This window comes from Pantoea sp. E956-1 (genome assembly GCF_982223955.1).
This window is the reverse complement of record NZ_CEUYZP010000001.1, coordinates 1528584-1547500: the sequence shown is the minus strand read 5'-3', so window position 1 is coordinate 1547500 and position 18917 is coordinate 1528584. Positions and strand designations below refer to the sequence as shown.

Below are 18917 nucleotides of genomic sequence, written 5' to 3'. Positions count from 1 at the left end.
GTCCGAAGGATTTTGCGCTGAGGCAAGGCGGCAACCGACCGATACGAAGGAGCATACTGAAGTATGTGACGGAGTAGCGCGAGGGCGGCCAACGCAGCATCAGCACAAAAGACACAGGACAGAGCACAAAGAATTTGCCTGGCGGCTTTAGCGCGGTGGTCCCACCTGACCCCATGCCGAACTCAGAAGTGAAACGCCGTAGCGCCGATGGTAGTGTGGGGTCTCCCCATGCGAGAGTAGGGAACTGCCAGGCATTAAATAAGTGAAGAAGCCCCGCACGAAAGTGCGGGGCTTTTTTACGTCCGCACTTTGCCTCGTTAAGCTGAAAATATGAGCTGCAGGCATGCGGTATGTCACCCTCAACTCCCCATTCTTCACTTCTGAATGACCAGCAACCCGCTGATTTTTCGATAATTAGCGACATGGCTCACAATAATAATCTCGGATTACGCCGCCTTTACCTTCAGTAGACTTAAATGCTTTACTCACTCCTTTAAACGCTGTCGATCAGCAAGGAACAGAGGTAAGGCATGGCACCCACAAATAATAAAACTCAGACGGATGATACAAAGAAACGTATCTGGGCTATCGTCGGCGCGTCATCGGGTAACCTGGTTGAGTGGTTCGACTTCTACGTTTACTCCTTCTTCTCACTCTATTTTGCCCACATTTTCTTTCCGCAGGGCGATACCACAACTCAGTTGTTACAAACAGCGGGTGTTTTTGCGGCAGGATTTTTAATGCGTCCGATTGGCGGCTGGCTATTCGGCTATATCGGCGACAAACATGGCCGAAAAAATTCGATGCTGGTTTCGGTCTGCATGATGTGTTTTGGTTCGCTGGTGATCGCCTGCTTACCCGGTTACGCAACGATCGGCGTTGCGGCTCCCGTCATTCTGCTGCTGGCGCGTATGTTTCAGGGATTATCGGTGGGCGGAGAATATGGGACCAGCGCAACCTACATGAGCGAAGTGGCTCTGGAAGGACGCAAAGGATTCTACGCCTCATTCCAGTATGTTACGCTGATTGGTGGCCAGTTAGCGGCGGTACTCACCGTCGTGGTACTGCAATTTCTGCTGACGGATGCAGAGCTGCGAAGCTGGGGCTGGCGTATTCCGTTCTTCCTCGGCGCACTGCTCGCCGTTGTCGCATTATGGTTACGACGCTCACTGGAAGAGACCTCAGATAAGACGACCCGCGAACATCGCGATGCGGGTAGCGTAATCGGGTTACTGCGCAATCATACCCGCCCCTTCCTGATGGTGCTGGGTTTCACCGCAGGCGGCTCCCTGAGTTTTTACACCTTCACTACCTACATGCAGAAGTATCTGGTTAATACGTCAGGTATGGATCCTAAAACGGCCAGTGGCCTGATGACCGGTGCTTTGTTGGTCTTTATGCTGATTCAGCCGATTATCGGTGCCCTGTCAGATAAAATCGGACGTCGCACCTCGATGATGATTTTTGGTGCGGGCGCAGCTATCTGTACGGTACCCATTCTGACCCTGCTGCAAAACGTGCAGAGCCCGGGTGTGGCTTTCCTGTTGATCATGCTGGCGCTGCTGATTACCAGCTTCTATACCGCCATCAGTGGCATTCTTAAAGCAGAAATGTTTCCGCCACAGGTGCGCGCACTGGGTGTAGGACTATCTTACGCAGTAGCGAATGCGATCTTCGGTGGGTCGGCAGAATATGTTGCGTTGCTGATGAAGCAGCAGGGGATTGAGACGACTTTCTTCTGGTATGTTTCAGCGATGGGCGCGGTGGCATTTCTGGTTTCGCTGTTGCTGCACAAGCGCGGTAAGGGGATTAAGCTTTAACAGAGAAAGCTACTGACTCAGATTCCACAGGGCAATGCCGCTGGCAACACCGGCGGCATCCCACGCGAAATCTTTCCAGCTCCAGCCGCTGCCATTCGGGCGGCTGTCATACCACTCTTTTCCCGCCCCAAACGTTAATGAAAACAGGATGCCGATAGTCTGGCTTTGCCGGTCAGAATGGTGCTGGCGCTGCCCATATTCACTGCCTGCAGCAGCCAGAACTGCAGAGGCGACAAAATGCTCCGCTTTATCCCGTCTGGTCCACTGATCTGCCGCCATATGAGCGCATCCACTACACAACAGCACAGCAAGCAGCACACTTCGCATAGCAGATGCCTTATTGACTGGCCGCAGTAATTAAAGAATCCGGCTGATCAGGCGATCGATACGTATCCGGCGCAGACGGCGAATCAGTTTGCGCACCTTGGCCGGGTAATCAGCAATACTCTCAAGCTCACGGAAATGCGTCACTACCGTCGTGTTCTGCCGGATTAACGTCAGTTCCTTCTCACGCTGAGCCGCTAACTCCTGATGAGGATCGTGGATCAGCACCGCATTTTCCAGATCGAGCCGCCAGGCACGTGGATTGAGGTTATTACCGGTAATCAGCTGCCATTCATCATCAACCCACATTCCTTTAAGGTGATAACTGTTCTCGCCATCCTTCCACAGTCTCACGACCAGCTGATCGGTCGTAACGTAGTAGTGCAAACGACTCATAAAACGACGCAGATTGATTTCATACAGGTAAGGCAGCGCACCGATGATTTTGAACGGCTGATCGGGCGCAATATAGAAGTCATTGGCCGTTTTATCACCGACGATGATCTCAACCTGTTTTCCCTGACGCAGAAGATGAATGATATTGCGTACCAGCAAGGCGGGCATGTTGAAGTAGGGGGTACAGATGATCAGCTTCTGTTCCGCACAGGGCATCAGGTGGAAAATGGTTTTATTGAGCAGGCTATGCTTACCCAGACCGACCAGCGGCGTGACCGTTAGTTCATCGTTTCCTGCATTCCCTTCAAACTGATAATTGAAGCCGCGCAGATCCTGACGGAACTGGCGTGTCTCATTTTTAATTTCAGGACTTGAGGGGCGCTCAGCAAAATCGAGTCGGTTTACCGCTTCCGCTGACTTCAGATTGAGCGTAATCCAGTCATACATCGTATCGGTCAGCTGGGAATTACGGATAACCTGGTAACGGTCATAGCGATACTTATCATGCTGATGCAGGTAGACATCATTGATGCTGGCTCCGCTGTAGAGCAGCATATCATCAACAATGAAGCCTTTAAGGTGCAGCACGCCCAGCGCTTCACGAGTATTGACCGGGATACCATAAACCGGGATGGCGATATCCGGATAACGTGTCGCCATTTCGCAATACCAGTCGGCATTGGTTACGCCTCGCGCTGCGCCAATTCGGCCACGCTGTGCACGGTGCCAGTCAACCAGAATCGAGATATCCAGCTCCGGCCGCGCCTGCTTTGCACTATAAAGCGCATCCATGACGGCACGTCCGGCGTCATCATTTTCCAGATAGAGCGCAACAATACAGATGCGAGTCTGCGCTGCCGCAATTTTCTCCAGCAACGTCTGGCGAAATTCGGCAGGCGAGTAAAGTGTCGACACATCCGCAACGGATTGTGACAGTTTCGGCAGCTGTGCGAGGTGTTGTTGGTGTTTGTTACGTTTAAATTTAGACAACATCACAGTGCACTTCTTCTCTGTTCATTGCATGGCCTTTTGCCATCAAATCAGGGTTATAACCACAAATAATAACATCAACTTCGCCGATTCGAACGTTTTTTACCTTTCTCTACAAGGTTAGTTGATCTCATTCTGTAAAGACAATTTCAGGCTGACAATCCCGTCATCCAGTTGAATATCAACATGAAAATTGAGCTTTCGTGCCAGCGTAATCATGCCTCGGTTATGGGGCATGGTGATACCGTTCAATTGTTGCAAGCCGTGATGTCGGGTGTAGCGGATCATCTTTTCCAGCAGACGACGACCCATCCCTAAGCCTTTCAGATCGGAACGGACCAGCACCGAAAACTCCGCATCAATGTTATCTGCATCAGAGATAGCGCGGGTGACGCCGATGATCTCGGGTCGTCCATGATGCTGACGTACCGCCACAATCGCCATCTCGCGGTCATAATCGATCTGGGTCATGTTGGCGAGATCATCATGAGTAAACTCACTGATTTCACTGAAGTAGCGGTAGTAGAGATCTTCTTTAGTAACCTGACTGATGAACTCGCGCAGCAGGGGTTCATCCTCAGGCAGAATGGGCCGGAACAGGCAGAATTGCCCATCCTTTAACTCCACCTGCTCTTCCAGATGCTGAGGATAAGGACGTATTGCCAGCCGTGCTTCGTTATCGCCATGGAACGGAGCCAGCGTCAGGGTCACATCCAGCAGGGTAAAATCATTGCCCGCCGCCAGCAGCGGATGAATATCCAGTCGCTGGATCTCCGGGCAATCCACCACCAGGTCAGAGACCTGCACCAGCAGCTGGCTTAAACCGGGGATATCCAGCGGATTCAGTGCGCTGCGGCTGCGGATCTTTCCGCTCTTGATCGCCTGAATCACCAGATAGCGCGCCAGCGTCATATTCAGCGGGGGAAGGGCAACGGCAGCCTGTTTATCGGCCTGCCATTCAACGCCGCCTTCCCCCAGCATAATGATCGGGCCAAACAGGGCATCCTGTTCGACCACGACCCGCAGCTCCTGTGCGCCTGCACGACTCGCCATGCTCTGAACCAGCAGCCCTTCGATACGTGCCTGCGGCAGCGTCTGTTTTACCCGATCAAAAATGGCCTCAGCGGCATGCTCCACTTCGCTGGCATTACGCAGGTAAAGCATCACGCCCTGCACCTCCGATTTATGCGCGATATCGGGTGAACGCAGTTTCAGTGCCACCGGATAGCCAATCTGATCGGCAATCGCCACTGCCGCCTTACTGTCGCTGGCGATCCAGGTCGGCAGCGTGGCCAGCCCGTAAGCCTGCAACACCGGCTGCACTTCGTGGGTATCCAGCGCGGTAACACCGCGCGCCAGCGCCTGTGACAGCAGATGGTGTGCATGGGCGCTATCCAGGTTCAGGGTGGCGGGCAGGGCAGGGGTTTCGCGCAGCTGCTTCTGGTTACGGCGGTACTCAACCTGATGCATAAAGGCGGTCACCGTTCCCTCTGGCGTGCGCCAGGTTGGTATCCCCGCCTGCGTAAAGGCACGGCGCGCGGCTTGTGAAGAGAACTCGCCGCTCCAGTTGGTCAGCAGCGTCACCAGCTTACCGCGCGGGTGACGGGCGATGGTGTCGATCAGATGTCCGGCCGTTTCAGTCGCGGGCGCGACCGCGCTTGGCGCATGAATAATCATCAACGCGTCAAGTTCATGGCTGTCGAGCAGGATCTCTGTGCAGGCGGCATAACGTTCTGCAGTGGCATCATCTTTTAAATCCAGCGGGTTTCCGCGGCCTGCGCCAGCGGGCAACAGCGCCTCGAGCTGCTGAATTGTCTGCTCGCTGAGCTGCGCCAGTTTCCCGTTCCGGGCATAGAGCTCATCCAGCGCCAGCGCGGCGGGGGCGGCGCCATTACTGATGATCATCAGCCTGTCGCCACGCAGCGGACGCATATGACTCAGCGACTCGACGGCGGAGAAGAGCTCGTGGGTATCCTGCACCCGCAGTAACCCGGCACGCTGAATAGCTGCATCCCAGGCGGCGTCCAGACCGCTGTGGGTGCCCAGCAGCGCCTGTGCTTCCCGGCTGCGACCACTCTTGATCACCAGAATCGGTTTATTACGGGAGGCGCTGCGGGAGGCAGAAACAAAACGACGCGCATCGCTGAGGTGCTCCAGATAGAGCAGGATAGCGCTGGTTTTACCGTCGCGAGCCAGGAAGTCGAGCAGATCATCGACATCGGTATCCAGACTGTCACCCAGTGCGATAAACCAGGAGAATCCGAGATTACGCTGCTGCGCCCAGTCGAGAATGGTGTTGGATACGGCGGCGGACTGGGAGATAAATGCGATACGGCCTTTCTCTATCGGCACCGGCGAAAAGCTGGCATTCAATCCCTGCCAGGGTGCCAGCAGGCCAAGACTGTTCGGTCCCAGCAGACGTATCTGCCACTGGCTGGCGCAGGCTTTGAGTTCGGCCGACTGGCTGGCGGGCGCAGAAAGAATAATGCAGGCCTTGCAGCCTTTCTCCCCGAGCTGTTGCAGCAGTTCGAGGTTACGTTTTGAGTGGGTGCAGATCACGGCCAGATCTGGCGCGAAAGGTAAGCTGTCGATGGTGGGCCAGGCCAGTACGCCGCTGACCGCTTTATATTTTGGCGTCACCGGCAACACCGGTCCGCTAAAACCGCCCGCCAGCAGGTTACGCATCATAAAGTATCCGGCGCGCCCTGGCGTGACCGAGGCACCAATCACCGCAATTGATTTAGGTCGTAACAGCGCTTCCAGTCCGCGTTGGCTCATCTCGCTCTCCAGAGTTCGGGATTTGCGTGATTGTAAACGCTTTTTGCTGGCAGTGCTTCCGGGCAGATCGCAGGCTGCGCATCGCGATTTTATTCTCTGTCACCGCAGGGGCTAGCCTGCAAGGAGGTGACAGGGCGATTAAGCCTGTCCGGCGTGGTGCGGTTTTCCTGCCAGATAGGCCGCGCGGAACTGATCAAAATGGTGAGATAACGCCTCCGCCGCCAGCCGATCGCCCGCCTGCGCCAGCAGCGCCGCGGCCACTTCAGCAGTGCAGTGCTGACCTGCGCCGTGGGCTTCACGCAGCGTATAGCGCGACGGGGTGCTGACATCCAGCGACATCACCGGCAGGGCGTCGAGCCAGGGGCTTTTACGGAACATTTTGCGGGCTTCGGTCCAGGTGCCATCCAGCATAATAAACAGCGGCGGCTTGCCACTGGCGGGCGGCGTTATCAGCACTTCACGACCGGGGTCGGCATAGGCGGCCGGGAAAACCACCAGCGGCTGATAATCAGGATTGCGCACCGCCGCCAGCAGCAGCGGATCCGGCTCGGTGCGTGACCAGCCAAAAGCCTGAGTATCCGGCAGAATATCGGCAATCAGCCGACCGGTGTTGCTCGGCTTCATCGGCTCGGTATCAAACATCACCAGGCAGAAGCGGCTACGAGCGGACTGCTGCACGATCTGACTGCAGAGGCAGTTGACCACTGGTAGCAGGCAGCCCTGACAGCGGATGACCCGATTCCCGCGCGCGAGGAAAGGACGGGTGGATCGGGCCAGGCGTTGGGTGCGCAAGCGCAAAACAGCATTATCAGACATGAGTATTCAGGGCAGGAAAAACGTCAGTGTAATCGAAGCGCAGGCGAAAAGGAAAAGGCCAGCCAGGCTGGCCTCTGAAGATTAAAGTGACTCATCCAGCCATTCATTGAAAGGCGCTTTGGGCATCGCGCCATTCAACATGTCGACCCGCTCGCCGTTCTTAAACAGCATGATGGTCGGGATACTGCGAATGTTGAAACGGGCGCTCAGGGCCGGTTCCGCTTCGGTGTTCACCTTAATAAAGCGGACTTTACCACTGCGTTCACTGGCGACATCTTTAAACACCGGCGCAAAATTGACACAGGGTCCACACCAGGGCGCCCAGAAATCGATCACCACCGGCAGATCATCCTGCAGATATTTGTCAAAGTTAGCGCTAGTGGCATTGACCACTTCGCCATCAAATAACGCATTTCCACAGCGACCACATTTCGCCACGTCGGCAAGGCGTTCTTCAGGAACGCGATTGGTTGCCTGACAGGAAGCGCATACCGTATTCATAGGAACCTCTGATGTTGAAAAGTGTCAGTCTGGTAAATATTGTTCATTATGAAAGGGGACGGATTCCCTCTCAATCTGGATTGCTCTATAGGTTCAATAGTTGATAGCTAAGCGCCAGCACATCAGGTAATCTGCGCGCTCTCAATGCAGGAGGAAGACATGAACGACGAATTTAAAGGCAAGAGCGGTAAGGTTAAGGTGATGTACGTGCGTGGCGAGGACGATAAAAGCGCGCGCGCGCCTAATCCTCGTACAGGCAAAGGTGGTCACGCTGCTGCCCGTTCGGATGATAATCGTCGTTCGTCTGGCCCCCGTACTGAACGCAGTCAGGAAGGGGGTCGCTCCGCTGGCCGTCGCAGCGATGACACCGGTCGCAGCAGTTCACCGCGTCGTGATGAAGGCGGACGTGGCGCTCCACGCCGTTCAGACGATGGCGCAGGCCGCCGCAACGAGCGTGGCGATGATAATCGCGGCGCCTATGGCAGCAGCGATTCCCCATGGCGCACCGTGTCTCGCGCGCCATCAGCAGATCGTCCGGCAACCGAAAGCGATAAGCCGGATCACGGCGGCATCAGCGGCAAAAGCTTCGTCGATCCCGAGCAGATCCGTCGCCAGCGTAACGAAGAGACGCGCGTCTATGGTGAGAACGCCTGTCAGGCGCTGTTCCAGAGCCGTCCTGAAGCGATTGTTCGCGCCTGGTTCGTGCAGGAAGTGACACCGCGTTTCCGCGAAGCGCTGCGCTGGCTGGCGGCTAACCGCAAAGCCTATCACGTCGTGGAAGATGCAGAGATTACCAAAGCGTCAGGCACTGAGCATCATGGTGGCGTCTGCTTCCTGATCAAAAAGCGCATGGGGATGGCGGTTTCTGAATGGCTGAGCCAGGCGAATACCAAAGATTGCGTACTGGCACTGGAAGATGTCAGCAACCCGCATAACCTCGGCGCGATTATGCGCAGCTGCGCGCACTTTGGCGTAAAAGGTTTGCTGGTGAACGACGCCTCACTGCTGGAGTCAGGTGCAGCGGTACGTACCGCAGAAGGTGGTGCTGAGCATGTGCAGGCTATCAGCGGCGCAACCTTCAGTGAAGGTCTGGAAGCGTTCCGTAAAGCGGGTTACACCATCGTCACCACCTCCAGCCATCAGGGCACGCCGCTGGCGCAGGCTCAGCTGCCGGAGAAAATGGTGCTGGTGTTAGGGCAGGAGCGTGAAGGTCTTTCTGACACCGCGTTCAAACAGGGTGACATGAGCCTGTCGATTGGCGGCACCGGCAACGTAGAAAGCCTCAACGTCTCGGTCGCAACCGGCGTACTGCTCGCCGAATGGTGGCGTCAGAACGCATAAAAAAACGGGCCGAAAGGCCCGTTTTGCTGTGTAACGTTAGTGCGCACCACCGCCACCGCCGCCTGCGCTAAACGGCGGACGGGCAAACCAGATCAGCACCAGCAAAATCAAAAAGACCCCCGCCGACGCCCAGAAAATTTCATTTGCTGAAATAATCAGTCCCTGGTTAGTAATCTGCTGCGCGATCCAGGCCGACGCCTGCTGCTGCGTCATCCCCATGCCCTCCAGCTGACTATACATCTGCTGCGAATTGACGTTGTACGGGGTGATCGACTCCGTCAGGTAGCTGTGATGCATCGACTCGCGGTTACTCCACATGGTCGTGGTAATTGACGTTCCCACCGAGCCTGCAAAGGTACGCATAAAGTTCGACAGGCTGGAGGCAGCGGCCATGCGCTCCGGCGGCAATCCCGACAGCGTAATGGTGGTCAGCGGCATAAAGAAGCAGGCCACGGCAAAGCCCTGAATAAACTGCGGCCAGGCTGAGGCACCAAAGTCCATTCCCGGTTCAAATGTATACGCGCGCCAGTAGAAGCAGACGGCATACATAATGAAGCTGAACGTGACCAGCCGTCGCATGTCGAGCTTATGGGCAAAGCGTCCGATGATCGGCGACAGGATCACCGGCAAAATCCCCACCGGCGCAGACGCCAGACCGGCCCAGGTTGCGGTGTAGCCGTAGACCTCCTGCAACAGCTGCGGCAACAGAACAATCGAGCCGAAGTAGAGCATATAAGCCAGACTGATCGACAGGCAGCCAATGGTGAAGTTGCGCGACTTAAACAGCGACAGGTCAATGATCGGGTGATCGTCCGTCAGCTCCCACACCAGCAGCACTGACAGCGCAATCACGGCCACTACCCCGAGCACGATGATCTCGGACGAGTTAAACCAGTCGAGCTCCTTTCCGCGATCCAGCATCACCTGCAAACAGCCGATCCCCACCACCAGCAGCACCAGCCCGACCATATCGATCCGCCGGATTTCGGTTTTGGTTTCCCGGCCTCGCAGGGTTTGCAGCGTCAGTATCACCACCGCCACACCAATGGGCACGTTGATAAAGAAGATCCAGCCCCAGTGGTAGTTATCGCTAATCCAGCCGCCCAGTATCGGGCCACAGATCGGTGCGACGATCACCGTCATCGCCCACAGCGACAGCGCAACACTGCGCTTGGCGGGCGGATAGTTGTTGAGCAGCAGACTTTGCGACAGCGGGATCAATGGACCCGCGACGATCCCCTGAATGACGCGGAAGAAGATCAGCATCTCCAGACTGTCTGACATGCCGCACGCCCAGGAGGCGATAGCAAACAGAATGGTCGACCAGGTAAAGAGCTTCACTTCACCGATGCGTTTTGCCAGCCAGCCTGTCAGCGGGATCGAGATCGCATTGGCCACACCAAACGAGGTGATCACCCAGGTCCCCTGGGAGTTCGACGCCCCCAGATTACCGGCAATCGTGGGGATAGCCACGTTGGCGATGGTCGAGTCCAGAACCTGCATGAACGTCGCCAGCGACAACGCAATGGTCATCAGGACCAGCGGCATTCCTTCAAGCGGTTTTTGTGCCATTACAGCCTCCGCGTCATCATCCGGCGTTGGCGCGGACGATATCAGTGATCAGCTGATTGACCGGCGCAAGGTCAATCGCCAGTGCGTTGCTGCTGTAAGCGGCCTGCTGACGGGCGCTGGTGGCCAGCGCGCTGCCCTCTTTGCTGGTGGTATCGATTTTAACCAGTGTTGAGAGGCCAATACGCAGCGGATGTCTGGCGATATCTTCCTGATTCAGTTCAATACGAACCGGCAGGCGCTGAACCACTTTGATCCAGTTACCGGTGGCATTCTGTGCCGGCAGCAGTGAGAAGGCGCTGCCGGTGCCCATATCCAGTCCTGCAACTTTGCCCTGATAAACCACTTCGTCACCGTAGATGTCGGCAACCACGGTGACAGGCTGACCAATACGCACGCCAGCCAGCTGAGTCTCTTTAAAGTTGGCATCGACCCACAGATTCGTTGCAGGCACGACGGCGAGCAGCGGGGTGCTGGTGGAGATTTGCGAACCGACCTGTACGCTGCGACGGGAGACAAAACCATCCATCGGACTACGGATTTCGGTGCGCTGCAGCGCCAGCCAGGCGTCACGCAACTCAGCCGCGCTTTGTTGCACGGCAGGCTGATTTTCCAGTGAGGTGTTGAGGATCATCGCCTGATTCGCATTGTATTGCTGAATCGCCACGTCCAGTTGTGCTTTGGCCGTCGCGACGGCATCGCGGGCGTGCTGCAACTCTTCACGGCCAATCAGATTAGCCGCACCTAACGGCTCACGGCGTTTCAGGTCGGCCTGTGCCTGCGCCAGAGCGGTCTGTTGCAAGGTAATGCTGGCCTGATACTGTTTGCCATTGATCATCAGCTGATGCGTCTGACGCACGCTGGTGGCGAGTGCCGTCTGCGCTTTTTCAAACGCCTGCTCCGCATCCGTCTTATCCAGTGAAACCAGCACATCGCCTTTTTTGACGAAATCGGTATCTTCGAACCAGACTTTATTCACGCTACCGGACACCTGTGCCATCACCTGCACCTGGTTACCCGCAACGTAGGCGTCATCCGTTTCCTGAAAATGGCGCAGAACCAGGAACCAGTAAACTCCCCAGGCAATACCAATCAGCACAAAGATCAGCGCCAGCACGATGAGCACACTTTTGCGCTTCTTCTTTTTACTGGCTGACGGTTGCGGGCTTTGTGCTTCTGCCGTTGCACTCATGTCTTTCTCCACGTTTTCCATTTGGTCGGGGGACATAAATCCCTTTTCGCCAGCGCCCGAGTCGAAAAAGCCAGCGACTGAGCGCTGGCCAGATAAAAAAGGAAATTAAAATAACGATTCCGACAGGTGATTGTGTCGCACTTATTGCTATTAGCGGGACAGCGAGGCGATCAGCTGATCTTCATCCATTTTATCAAGACGATTAAGTAGCTTACGGGTGATGCCTTCCAGCTGGGATTTCTCATCGACTGACAGCGACGACCAGAGGTACTGCAGGCTCTGATGCTGAGGTGGCAGCAGCTGACGCAGGAACTCCATCCCTTTATCGGTCAGATGCAGGTGCAGACAGCGACGGTCGTGATCGCTTTCGCGACGCTCAATCCAGCCGCGCTTTTCCAGCTCATCAGCAATGCGCGTGGCATTGGTGCGTGAAGAGCCAAGGGCAGAGCTGAGTTCAGAGGGCTGAATACTGTGATTTTCCTGCGCATCCAGCGTAATCAACGCCATGAACAGGGTTTCATTAATACCCTGTGCTTTCAGCATCTTGTTACGGTTGTCCAGCAGTTTACCCTGCATATGCATACAGAGACGCGTCAGGATGATCTCCTGCAACGGAAAATCCTTATGGCGATTGGCACGGATGTTTAGCATCTGCTCAATGGGAGTAAACGAACTTTCCATTAAAAAAAACCTCACTAATTGCAACTTGTATAATAACTATGGTGACAGGATAAGCGTAGTCACTTTTCGGCAGGTGATCGCTGACAGAATCACTATGCACCATCAAAGGTATTCCAGGCCATTCCCTGGCCCTGGGTCAAAAACCCGTACGCCCGGCGGCAGCCGCTATGCCGGAACGTGATCAAAAAGGGGGCAAATTTAATAATATCGCGGGGAAAAATAACTGAAGTGAATAGGTTTACTACTAACCATAACAAACCTAACCATTTGTGACCAGACGCAATGCGCTGTCTGGCCAGGCTTCAGTTGATTTTTTCCGGCTCAAAGCGCGATCCGGCCGCCCAAATCAGCAGATTAACCACAGTCAGCAGCGCGCCAGCGCCACAGACGCCATACCAGCCCCAAAGATGGTAAGCGGTTGCGGAGAGCAGTGAGCCGGCCGCGCCACCCATAAAATAGCTGGTCATGTAACCGGCATTAAGACGGTTCCGCGCCTCCGGCATCTGGGCGTAAATCACGCTTTGATTAGTGATATGGACGGCCTGTACCGCCAGATCCAGCAACAGAATGCCGACGATCAGCGGCGCAAGCTGCTCTGCGCCCCATGCAATGGCCGCCCACGACAGCAGCATAAGCAGCAGGCCCAGTCGGGTGGTCAGTTTCGCTTTACCCTTGTCAGCCAGCGCGCCAGCCTGACGTGCGGCCAGCGCACCTGCGGCACCGACCAGCCCCAGTAAGCCAATCTTGCCCTCTGAGAAGTGATAAGGCGCCCCGGCGAGCAGAAAGGCCATTGAGGTCCACAGCAGGCTGAAATTCGCAAAGGAGAGGCAACCGGTCCAGGCGCGGGTGCGAAGTACCCGATTACCGGCATACAGGCGAAAGATGGAGGCCAGTAGTTGCGGATAGCGCATGGGCACAGACTGTTTTACGCGCGGCAGCGCTCGCCACAGTGCCAGGGCCATGACCACCATCAGCAGGCTGGCCGTCCAGTAGACGGTACGCCAGCCGCCAAGCTGCGCCAGGCCGCCTGCCACGGTGCGCGCCAGCAGAATGCCTAGCAGCAAACCGCTCATGACTGTCCCTACTATTTTGCCGCGTCGTCCCGGCTCTGCCAGCGTGGCGGCCAGCGGCACCAGGATTTGTGCGGCGACCGAAAACAGGCCGGTCATCACTGTGCCCAGGAGTAACAAGGGAAAGGAGTGCGAAAGGGCGATAATCACCATGCCCGCAGCAGCCAGCAGGATCATCGTGACAATCAGGCTGCGTCGTTCAAACCGATCGCCAAGCGGCACCAGCAGCAACAGACCGCAGGCGTAGCCCAGCTGCGCCGTGGTGACAATAAACCCGGCGAGGCTGACAGAGAGATCAAACTGTTGGGCGATGGTATTCAGCAGTGGCTGAACGTAGTAATTACTGGCTACGCAGAGGCCGGTTGCTACCGACATCAGCATTACTAAAGCAGGCGTCAGACCCTGGCGAGTCGCATTCATAAACAGCATCGGTCGCTAATAATCATTTGAGGTTAATAATAACCCAAAAAACTATTTCACACGCATGTTTATTAACAGGCCATACCAGTCGGGATAGCAGGCATAAAAAAAGGGCAGAAAAATTTCTGCCCTCAGATAACTGCCTGACTAAAAGCGTATGCTCACTGAGCCAGCACGTTTATCAACCGCCCTGGGGCGGAAATGTTTTCAGGTTATTTCGCGGCGGCCTGCGCCTCGGCAACCCATTTATCGAACTCAGCCTGATGCGCTTTAATCCAGCCATCCACATGACGGTTAATCGCCTCTTCTGAGTTTTGTCCGGCATGCATTGCTGAGTTTTCAGCATTGATATCGGTAATGGGCAGCTTCATGACCGCAAACAGACGGGCAGCCGCCGGGTTTTTCGCCGCCCAGGCTTTGTTGGCGACGATATGCATGGTGTTAACCGGGAAACCGTAGTTCGCGCCGTTTGGCAGCTTAGTATCCACATCCTTCTGTTCGCCAGGCAGCGAAGAGAACGGCACCTGCAGCCAGACCACATCGCGGCCCGGCTTCAGCACATCGCTCAGCCAGTAGGGCGTCCAGGTGTAATAAAGGATCGGTTTACCCTGTTTGTAGCGTGCCAGCGTATCCGCCACCATCGCCGAATAGTTACCCATATTGGCGGTCACGGTATCACTGAGACCAAAGGCGCTGTTCTGATGATTAATCACCGCTTCACAGCCCCAGCCTGGCGTACAGCCGGTCATATCCGCTTTGCCATCACCGTTGGCGTCAAACAGGCTGGCGATCTTAGGATCTTTCAGCTGTTCGATATTGGTGATGTGATATTTCTCAGCGGTCTTCTTATCAATCAGATAACCCTGGGCGGCACCGGTAACGTAGGTGCCCTGACGATAGAGCTTCTGATCGCCACCGGCGGCTTTGTACATGTCGTCATGCAGCGGCTGCCAGTTCACCGCAGTAAAAGTGGCGTCGCCAGCGGCGATAGAGGTGTAGCCCACGTTGTAATCCACTTCACTCGGTTTGCTGACCTGATAGCCGAGTTTTTCCAGCGCGCGGCTGACAATCAGGGTCTGAAAAGTCTCTTCAGCGATAGTGCTCTGTATGGGTTGCACCGTAATGCCTTTACCCGGCAGATCGGCAGCGGAGACGTGTGAAACGGCCAGCGTGGTTACCACGGCGGCGAGCAGAGAGGCTCTGTTGCGCATAGTCATTCCTTATTTCAGATGTCGCGTCAGGATAGGCGGTGCGCAGGCACCGCCCGAGAGATTATTTTTTACGCGAAGGAGAGAAAATCAGACCCAGCGGGCCGGTGTGATACCAGTGACGATTACCGCGGCTGCGGCTATCGCGACCAAACGATTGGGTCAGGCGGTCAAGGATAATGGCAAGGATCACAATCCCCACGCCACCCACCGTCGCCAGCCCCATATCAAGACGGCCAATACCGCGCAGGACCATCTGACCGAGTCCGCCCACGGCGATCATCGAGGCGATCACCACCATCGACAGCGCCAGCATCAGGGTCTGATTAACGCCCGCCATAATGGTGGGCATCGCCAGCGGCAACTGCACTTTGAATAGCAGCTGACGCGGACTGGCGCCAAAGGATTCGCTCGCTTCGATCAGATCGGCGGGTACCTGCTTAATGCCGAGAATAGTCAGGCGCACAATCGGTGGCAGGGCGAAGATAATCGTGACCACCACGCCCGGCACGTTGCCGATACCAAACAGCATCACAATCGGCACCAGATAGACAAAGGCGGGCGTGGTCTGCATCGCATCCAGCAAGGGGCGTACGATACGCGCTGCCCGTTCACTGCGGGCCAGCCAAATCCCCAGCGGTAGGCCGATGAGAATGCAGAACATCAGCGCGGTAAGCACCAGTGCCAGCGTGACCATCGCCTGCGACCAGGCGCCAATTGCGCCAATTGCGATCAGCGATACCAGCGTGGCGATGCCCATGGCGGGCGTCGCGATCTGCCAGGCGATCAGCGCAAACACCAGAATCGCTACCGGCGCGGGCATCCCCAGTAACAGCTGCTGAAAGGCGCTGAGAATATAGTCAACCGGCACCCGGATACCCTGAAACAGCGGGCGGAAATGGTTGACCACCCAGTCGATGCCGGTGGTCACCCAGTGATCAAGCGGGATCCAGGTTTTGTGGAACGGATCCATAATATTGAAATGTTCCGGCGCGGGCGCAGGGGCGCTGTTGAGCCAGTCACTGCTGCTGGCGGCATCGGGTGTCGCGCTGCCATCGGGCGTGCCCCAGGCATCGGCACCGCCGCCGCTGGTGGACGCAGCCTGACTGCTGGCGGCGGTGCCGCTATCCCACGGATTGGTGGTTTCCTGACTCATGGCTGGGCTCCTTCACGATCTAATGCGCGCAATAGCGTGCTTTTGGAAATGATACCGACATACTGATTCTCCTCACCGACCACTGGCACCGCACAGGGTGCCTGAGCGACGTGCGAAAGCAGATCGCTCAGTGAGGTATCGGCGGGCACCGATGCTGGCGAGTCGAGCAGGGCGCTATCGAGTCCCAGGCCTGCTGCCAGCGCGGCTTTCAGCGAGTCGGTGGAGACCACGCCAACAAACTTTTGTTTTTCCAGCACGTAGCCATAGTCACGGTCTTCATCCTGCAGCAGCTTAATGGCAGAGCGCGGGCCGAAACCAGGCGCTTTGCGGATCAATGCCCCGGCGCTACGACGGGCAATATCTTTGGCGCTGAACACGTGGCTGATATCGACACCGCGGAAAAAGGTGCGGACATAATCATTGGCTGGGTTATTCAGGATCTCATCCGGAGTGCCAACCTGTACCACTTCGCCGCCCTGCATAATGGCAATACGGTCGCCAATACGCATCGCTTCATCAAGATCGTGGGAAATAAAGACGATGGTACGTTGATGTCTGGCTTGTAAATTAACCAGCTCATCCTGCATTTCAGTACGAATCAACGGATCCAGTGCGGAGAAGGCCTCGTCCATTAATAAGATATCGGGATTGATGGCCAGCGCGCGGGCTAATCCGACACGCTGGCGCATCCCTCCGGAAAGTTCATCCGGATAAGCGTGCGCATAATTCTCCAGTCCGACCTGACGTAACGCTTCCCGTGCTTTTTCATGGCGTTCAGCCAGTGCGATTCCTGCTAATTCCATGCCAAATGCCGTATTATTTAATACATTCATATGCGGCATCAAAGCAAATGACTGGAATACCATACTGATTTTATTTCTGCGCACGTCACGCAGTTCGCTGTCAGATATTTTGGCAATATCGACACCGTCAATGATCACCTGGCCGCGCGTCGGCTCTATCAGACGATTGAGAAGGCGAACCATGGTCGATTTTCCTGAACCGGATAACCCCATGATGACGAATATCTCGCCTTCTTCAATGGCCAGACTGGCATTCTTTACGCCAAGAGAGAGACCGGTCTTCTCAAGGATGACATCTTTGGTCGCACCCTTTTCAATATATTTAAATGCGCGATTCGGGTTGTCGCCGAATATTTTATAGAGATTTTTTACTTCGAGTTTAATTGCCATGCAGTTATTAAATCCTGGTTAAATATTTAATATTACCCTGCTGCTGGTGCTGAAATTTAAGCAGGCCATACCGTAGCACACTGACATTATCTGACAACCCTGTATGGAAATAGCAGCCAGACATCAGGTACGCCGATGCCGATTATCATCAGTGCTCACAAGGGATGAGCGCGGATTTATTTTTTTGTAAAATCATCTGAGGTTTTCGGCATTTCAGCTGATTTGCCGTGTGAAAGGGAGAAAAACAAGCGTCATGGGGGTGAAATATTACGGAAATAATGGAGTCTGATGCAGGGAAATAATCACGCCTGAAACGACCACTATTCAGTAGAATAATCGTCCGGAAAAAATGGAAATGCAGGGTGGGTGAAAATCAATAAACGGTGAAATAGTCAGGCTGTGTTGCAGTGATAATTTTTTCTTATGATTAGTCGGGGTGGCGCGGCTGGCGCGGCACTGGCAGTGAAAACCGGGCGCTGGCAACACAGCACCCGGTAACCCTCAGAAACTCCAGTCTTCGTCTTCGGTTTCGACCGCTTTCCCCATCACATAGGAGGAGCCTGAACCGGAGAAGAAGTCGTGATTTTCGTCGGCGTTGGGCGACAGAGCCGATAAAATAGCCGGATTCACGGCTGTCAGTTCCGCCGGGAACAGCGCCTCGTAGCCCAGATTCATCAGGGCCTTGTTGGCGTTGTAGTGCAGGAAGGTTTTCACCTCCTCTACCCAGCCGACATCGGCATAGAGCGCCTCGGTATAAGCCACTTCATTCTCATACAGCGCCAGCAGGAGATCGTAGGCGAACTGCTGCAGCTCTTCGCGGCGCAGATCGTCAGCGGTGGCCAGTGCCTGCTGATACTTGTAACCGATGTAGTAACCGTGGACCGCTTCATCGCGAATAATCAGGCGAATCAGGTCAGCGGTGTTGGTCAGCTTGCCACGGCTCGACCAGTACATCGGTAGCCAGAAACCGGAATAGAACAGAAACGACTCCAGGAAAACACTGGCGATCTTCTTTTTCAGCGGATCATCGGCCCGGTAGTGTTCCAGAATGATGCGCGCCTTGTTTTGCAGCGGCGCATTCTCTTCGCTCCACTGATAAGCGGCATCCACATCCTGGGTGTTACACAGGGTTGAGAAGATCGAACTGTAGGAGCGGGCATGCACCGCTTCCATAAAGCTGATATTCGACAGCACCGCCTCTTCGTGCGGGGTAATGGCATCTTCCATCAGCCCTGGCGCGCCGATCACGTTCTGGATGGTGTCGAGCAGCGTCAGGCCGGTGAACACCCGGATGGTCAGCTGCTGCTGCTGTTTATCCAGCGTCTGCCAGCCGGGCAGATCGTTAGAGAGCGGCACTTTCTCCGGCAGCCAGAAGTTGCTGGTGAGACGATTCCACACCTCAAGATCTTTGTCATCCTGAATGCGGTTCCAGTTAATTGCCTGAATCTGTTTTAGTTCCATC

General features: G+C 55.5%; 15 protein-coding genes and 1 rRNA gene. 3 read left to right on the top strand and 13 right to left on the bottom strand.

Annotated elements, in window-relative coordinates:
* The first annotated feature begins 137 nt into the window (after nt 1–137).
* Nucleotides 138–253, top strand: a 5S ribosomal RNA gene (gene rrf, locus AC0T7J_RS07390).
* A 277-nt stretch (nt 254–530) separates the two neighbouring features.
* Entirely contained in the window at nt 531–1820 is a 1290-nt protein-coding gene (locus tag AC0T7J_RS07385; protein WP_473793138.1) for an MFS family transporter, read from the top strand.
* A gap of 9 nt (nt 1821–1829) precedes the next feature.
* Here AC0T7J_RS07385 and AC0T7J_RS07380 read toward each other — a convergent pair whose 3' ends face one another.
* From AC0T7J_RS07380 to trxC, 5 genes are all read right to left on the bottom strand, one after another.
* Nucleotides 1830–2147: a YfiM family lipoprotein gene (locus AC0T7J_RS07380; protein ID WP_473793136.1), complete on the bottom strand. Its 318-nt coding sequence runs from the start codon at nt 2145–2147 to the stop codon at nt 1830–1832.
* 30 nt (nt 2148–2177) lie between these two features.
* A complete protein-coding gene (gene pssA, locus AC0T7J_RS07375; protein WP_473793134.1) occupies nt 2178–3533 on the bottom strand; it encodes a CDP-diacylglycerol--serine O-phosphatidyltransferase in 1356 nt (451 codons plus the stop codon).
* 117 nt (nt 3534–3650) lie between these two features.
* On the bottom strand, nt 3651–6308 hold the full coding sequence (locus AC0T7J_RS07370; RefSeq protein ID WP_473793132.1) for a bifunctional acetate--CoA ligase family protein/GNAT family N-acetyltransferase: 2658 nt from the start codon (nt 6306–6308) through the stop codon (nt 3651–3653).
* A gap of 138 nt (nt 6309–6446) precedes the next feature.
* Nucleotides 6447–7124 (bottom strand): tRNA-uridine aminocarboxypropyltransferase, encoded by a 678-nt coding sequence (locus AC0T7J_RS07365; protein ID WP_473793131.1) that lies wholly within the window; start codon nt 7122–7124, stop codon nt 6447–6449.
* Between the two features lie 81 nt (nt 7125–7205).
* A complete protein-coding gene (trxC, locus tag AC0T7J_RS07360; RefSeq protein ID WP_010257800.1) occupies nt 7206–7625 on the bottom strand; it encodes a thioredoxin TrxC in 420 nt (139 codons plus the stop codon).
* A gap of 159 nt (nt 7626–7784) precedes the next feature.
* On the opposite strand from trxC, the gene AC0T7J_RS07355 reads away from it, so the two are divergent.
* The gene (locus AC0T7J_RS07355) at nt 7785–8966 is read left to right on the top strand and encodes a tRNA/rRNA methyltransferase (RefSeq protein ID WP_069025310.1); all 1182 of its coding nucleotides are present in this window, start codon (nt 7785–7787) and stop codon (nt 8964–8966) included.
* A 36-nt stretch (nt 8967–9002) separates the two neighbouring features.
* On the opposite strand, the gene emrB is transcribed toward AC0T7J_RS07355, so the two are convergent.
* The 8 genes from emrB to nrdF form a co-directional block, all read right to left on the bottom strand.
* The gene (gene emrB, locus AC0T7J_RS07350) at nt 9003–10538 is read right to left on the bottom strand and encodes a multidrug efflux MFS transporter permease subunit EmrB (protein WP_473793128.1); all 1536 of its coding nucleotides are present in this window, start codon (nt 10536–10538) and stop codon (nt 9003–9005) included.
* Between the two features lie 16 nt (nt 10539–10554).
* Entirely contained in the window at nt 10555–11727 is a 1173-nt protein-coding gene (emrA, locus tag AC0T7J_RS07345; protein ID WP_473793206.1) for a multidrug efflux MFS transporter periplasmic adaptor subunit EmrA, read from the bottom strand.
* Between the two features lie 150 nt (nt 11728–11877).
* Nucleotides 11878–12408, bottom strand: coding sequence for a transcriptional repressor MprA (mprA, locus tag AC0T7J_RS07340; RefSeq protein WP_003850381.1), 531 nt, complete (start codon nt 12406–12408; stop codon nt 11878–11880).
* A gap of 302 nt (nt 12409–12710) precedes the next feature.
* Complete coding sequence (locus tag AC0T7J_RS07335; RefSeq protein WP_473793126.1) at nt 12711–13898, bottom strand: MFS transporter; 1188 nt, start codon at nt 13896–13898, stop codon at nt 12711–12713.
* A gap of 212 nt (nt 13899–14110) precedes the next feature.
* Entirely contained in the window at nt 14111–15109 is a 999-nt protein-coding gene (proX, locus tag AC0T7J_RS07330) for a glycine betaine/L-proline ABC transporter substrate-binding protein ProX (protein ID WP_473793124.1), read from the bottom strand.
* A gap of 61 nt (nt 15110–15170) precedes the next feature.
* On the bottom strand, nt 15171–16262 hold the full coding sequence (gene proW, locus AC0T7J_RS07325) for a glycine betaine/L-proline ABC transporter permease ProW (RefSeq protein ID WP_473793122.1): 1092 nt from the start codon (nt 16260–16262) through the stop codon (nt 15171–15173).
* Nucleotides 16259–17455: a glycine betaine/L-proline ABC transporter ATP-binding protein ProV gene (proV, locus tag AC0T7J_RS07320; RefSeq protein WP_473793120.1), complete on the bottom strand. Its 1197-nt coding sequence runs from the start codon at nt 17453–17455 to the stop codon at nt 16259–16261. Before proV ends, proW begins: the two co-directional genes overlap by 4 nt.
* A gap of 501 nt (nt 17456–17956) precedes the next feature.
* Nucleotides 17957–18916 carry a class 1b ribonucleoside-diphosphate reductase subunit beta gene (gene nrdF / locus AC0T7J_RS07315; RefSeq protein WP_473793119.1) on the bottom strand — a complete coding sequence of 320 codons (960 nt, stop codon included), beginning with the start codon at nt 18914–18916 and terminating at the stop codon, nt 17957–17959.
* Between the last annotated feature and the right edge of the window lies 1 nt (nt 18917).

Excerpts from the sequence above, each read along its gene's own strand:
- AC0T7J_RS07385 (WP_473793138.1), top strand. The coding sequence starts at position 531 with ATGGCACCCACAAATAATAAAACTCAGACGGATGATACAAAGAAACGT.
- AC0T7J_RS07380 (WP_473793136.1), bottom strand. The coding sequence starts at position 2,147 with ATGCGAAGTGTGCTGCTTGCTGTGCTGTTGTGTAGTGGATGCGCTCAT.
- pssA (WP_473793134.1), bottom strand. The coding sequence starts at position 3,533 with ATGTTGTCTAAATTTAAACGTAACAAACACCAACAACACCTCGCACAG.
- AC0T7J_RS07370 (WP_473793132.1), bottom strand. The coding sequence starts at position 6,308 with ATGAGCCAACGCGGACTGGAAGCGCTGTTACGACCTAAATCAATTGCG.
- AC0T7J_RS07365 (WP_473793131.1), bottom strand. The coding sequence starts at position 7,124 with ATGTCTGATAATGCTGTTTTGCGCTTGCGCACCCAACGCCTGGCCCGA.
- trxC (WP_010257800.1), bottom strand. The coding sequence starts at position 7,625 with ATGAATACGGTATGCGCTTCCTGTCAGGCAACCAATCGCGTTCCTGAA.
- AC0T7J_RS07355 (WP_069025310.1), top strand. The coding sequence starts at position 7,785 with ATGAACGACGAATTTAAAGGCAAGAGCGGTAAGGTTAAGGTGATGTAC.
- emrB (WP_473793128.1), bottom strand. The coding sequence starts at position 10,538 with ATGGCACAAAAACCGCTTGAAGGAATGCCGCTGGTCCTGATGACCATT.
- emrA (WP_473793206.1), bottom strand. The coding sequence starts at position 11,727 with ATGAGTGCAACGGCAGAAGCACAAAGCCCGCAACCGTCAGCCAGTAAA.
- mprA (WP_003850381.1), bottom strand. The coding sequence starts at position 12,408 with ATGGAAAGTTCGTTTACTCCCATTGAGCAGATGCTAAACATCCGTGCC.
- AC0T7J_RS07335 (WP_473793126.1), bottom strand. The coding sequence starts at position 13,898 with ATGAATGCGACTCGCCAGGGTCTGACGCCTGCTTTAGTAATGCTGATG.
- proX (WP_473793124.1), bottom strand. The coding sequence starts at position 15,109 with ATGCGCAACAGAGCCTCTCTGCTCGCCGCCGTGGTAACCACGCTGGCC.
- proW (WP_473793122.1), bottom strand. The coding sequence starts at position 16,262 with ATGAGTCAGGAAACCACCAATCCGTGGGATAGCGGCACCGCCGCCAGC.
- proV (WP_473793120.1), bottom strand. The coding sequence starts at position 17,455 with ATGGCAATTAAACTCGAAGTAAAAAATCTCTATAAAATATTCGGCGAC.
- nrdF (WP_473793119.1), bottom strand. The coding sequence starts at position 18,916 with ATGGAACTAAAACAGATTCAGGCAATTAACTGGAACCGCATTCAGGAT.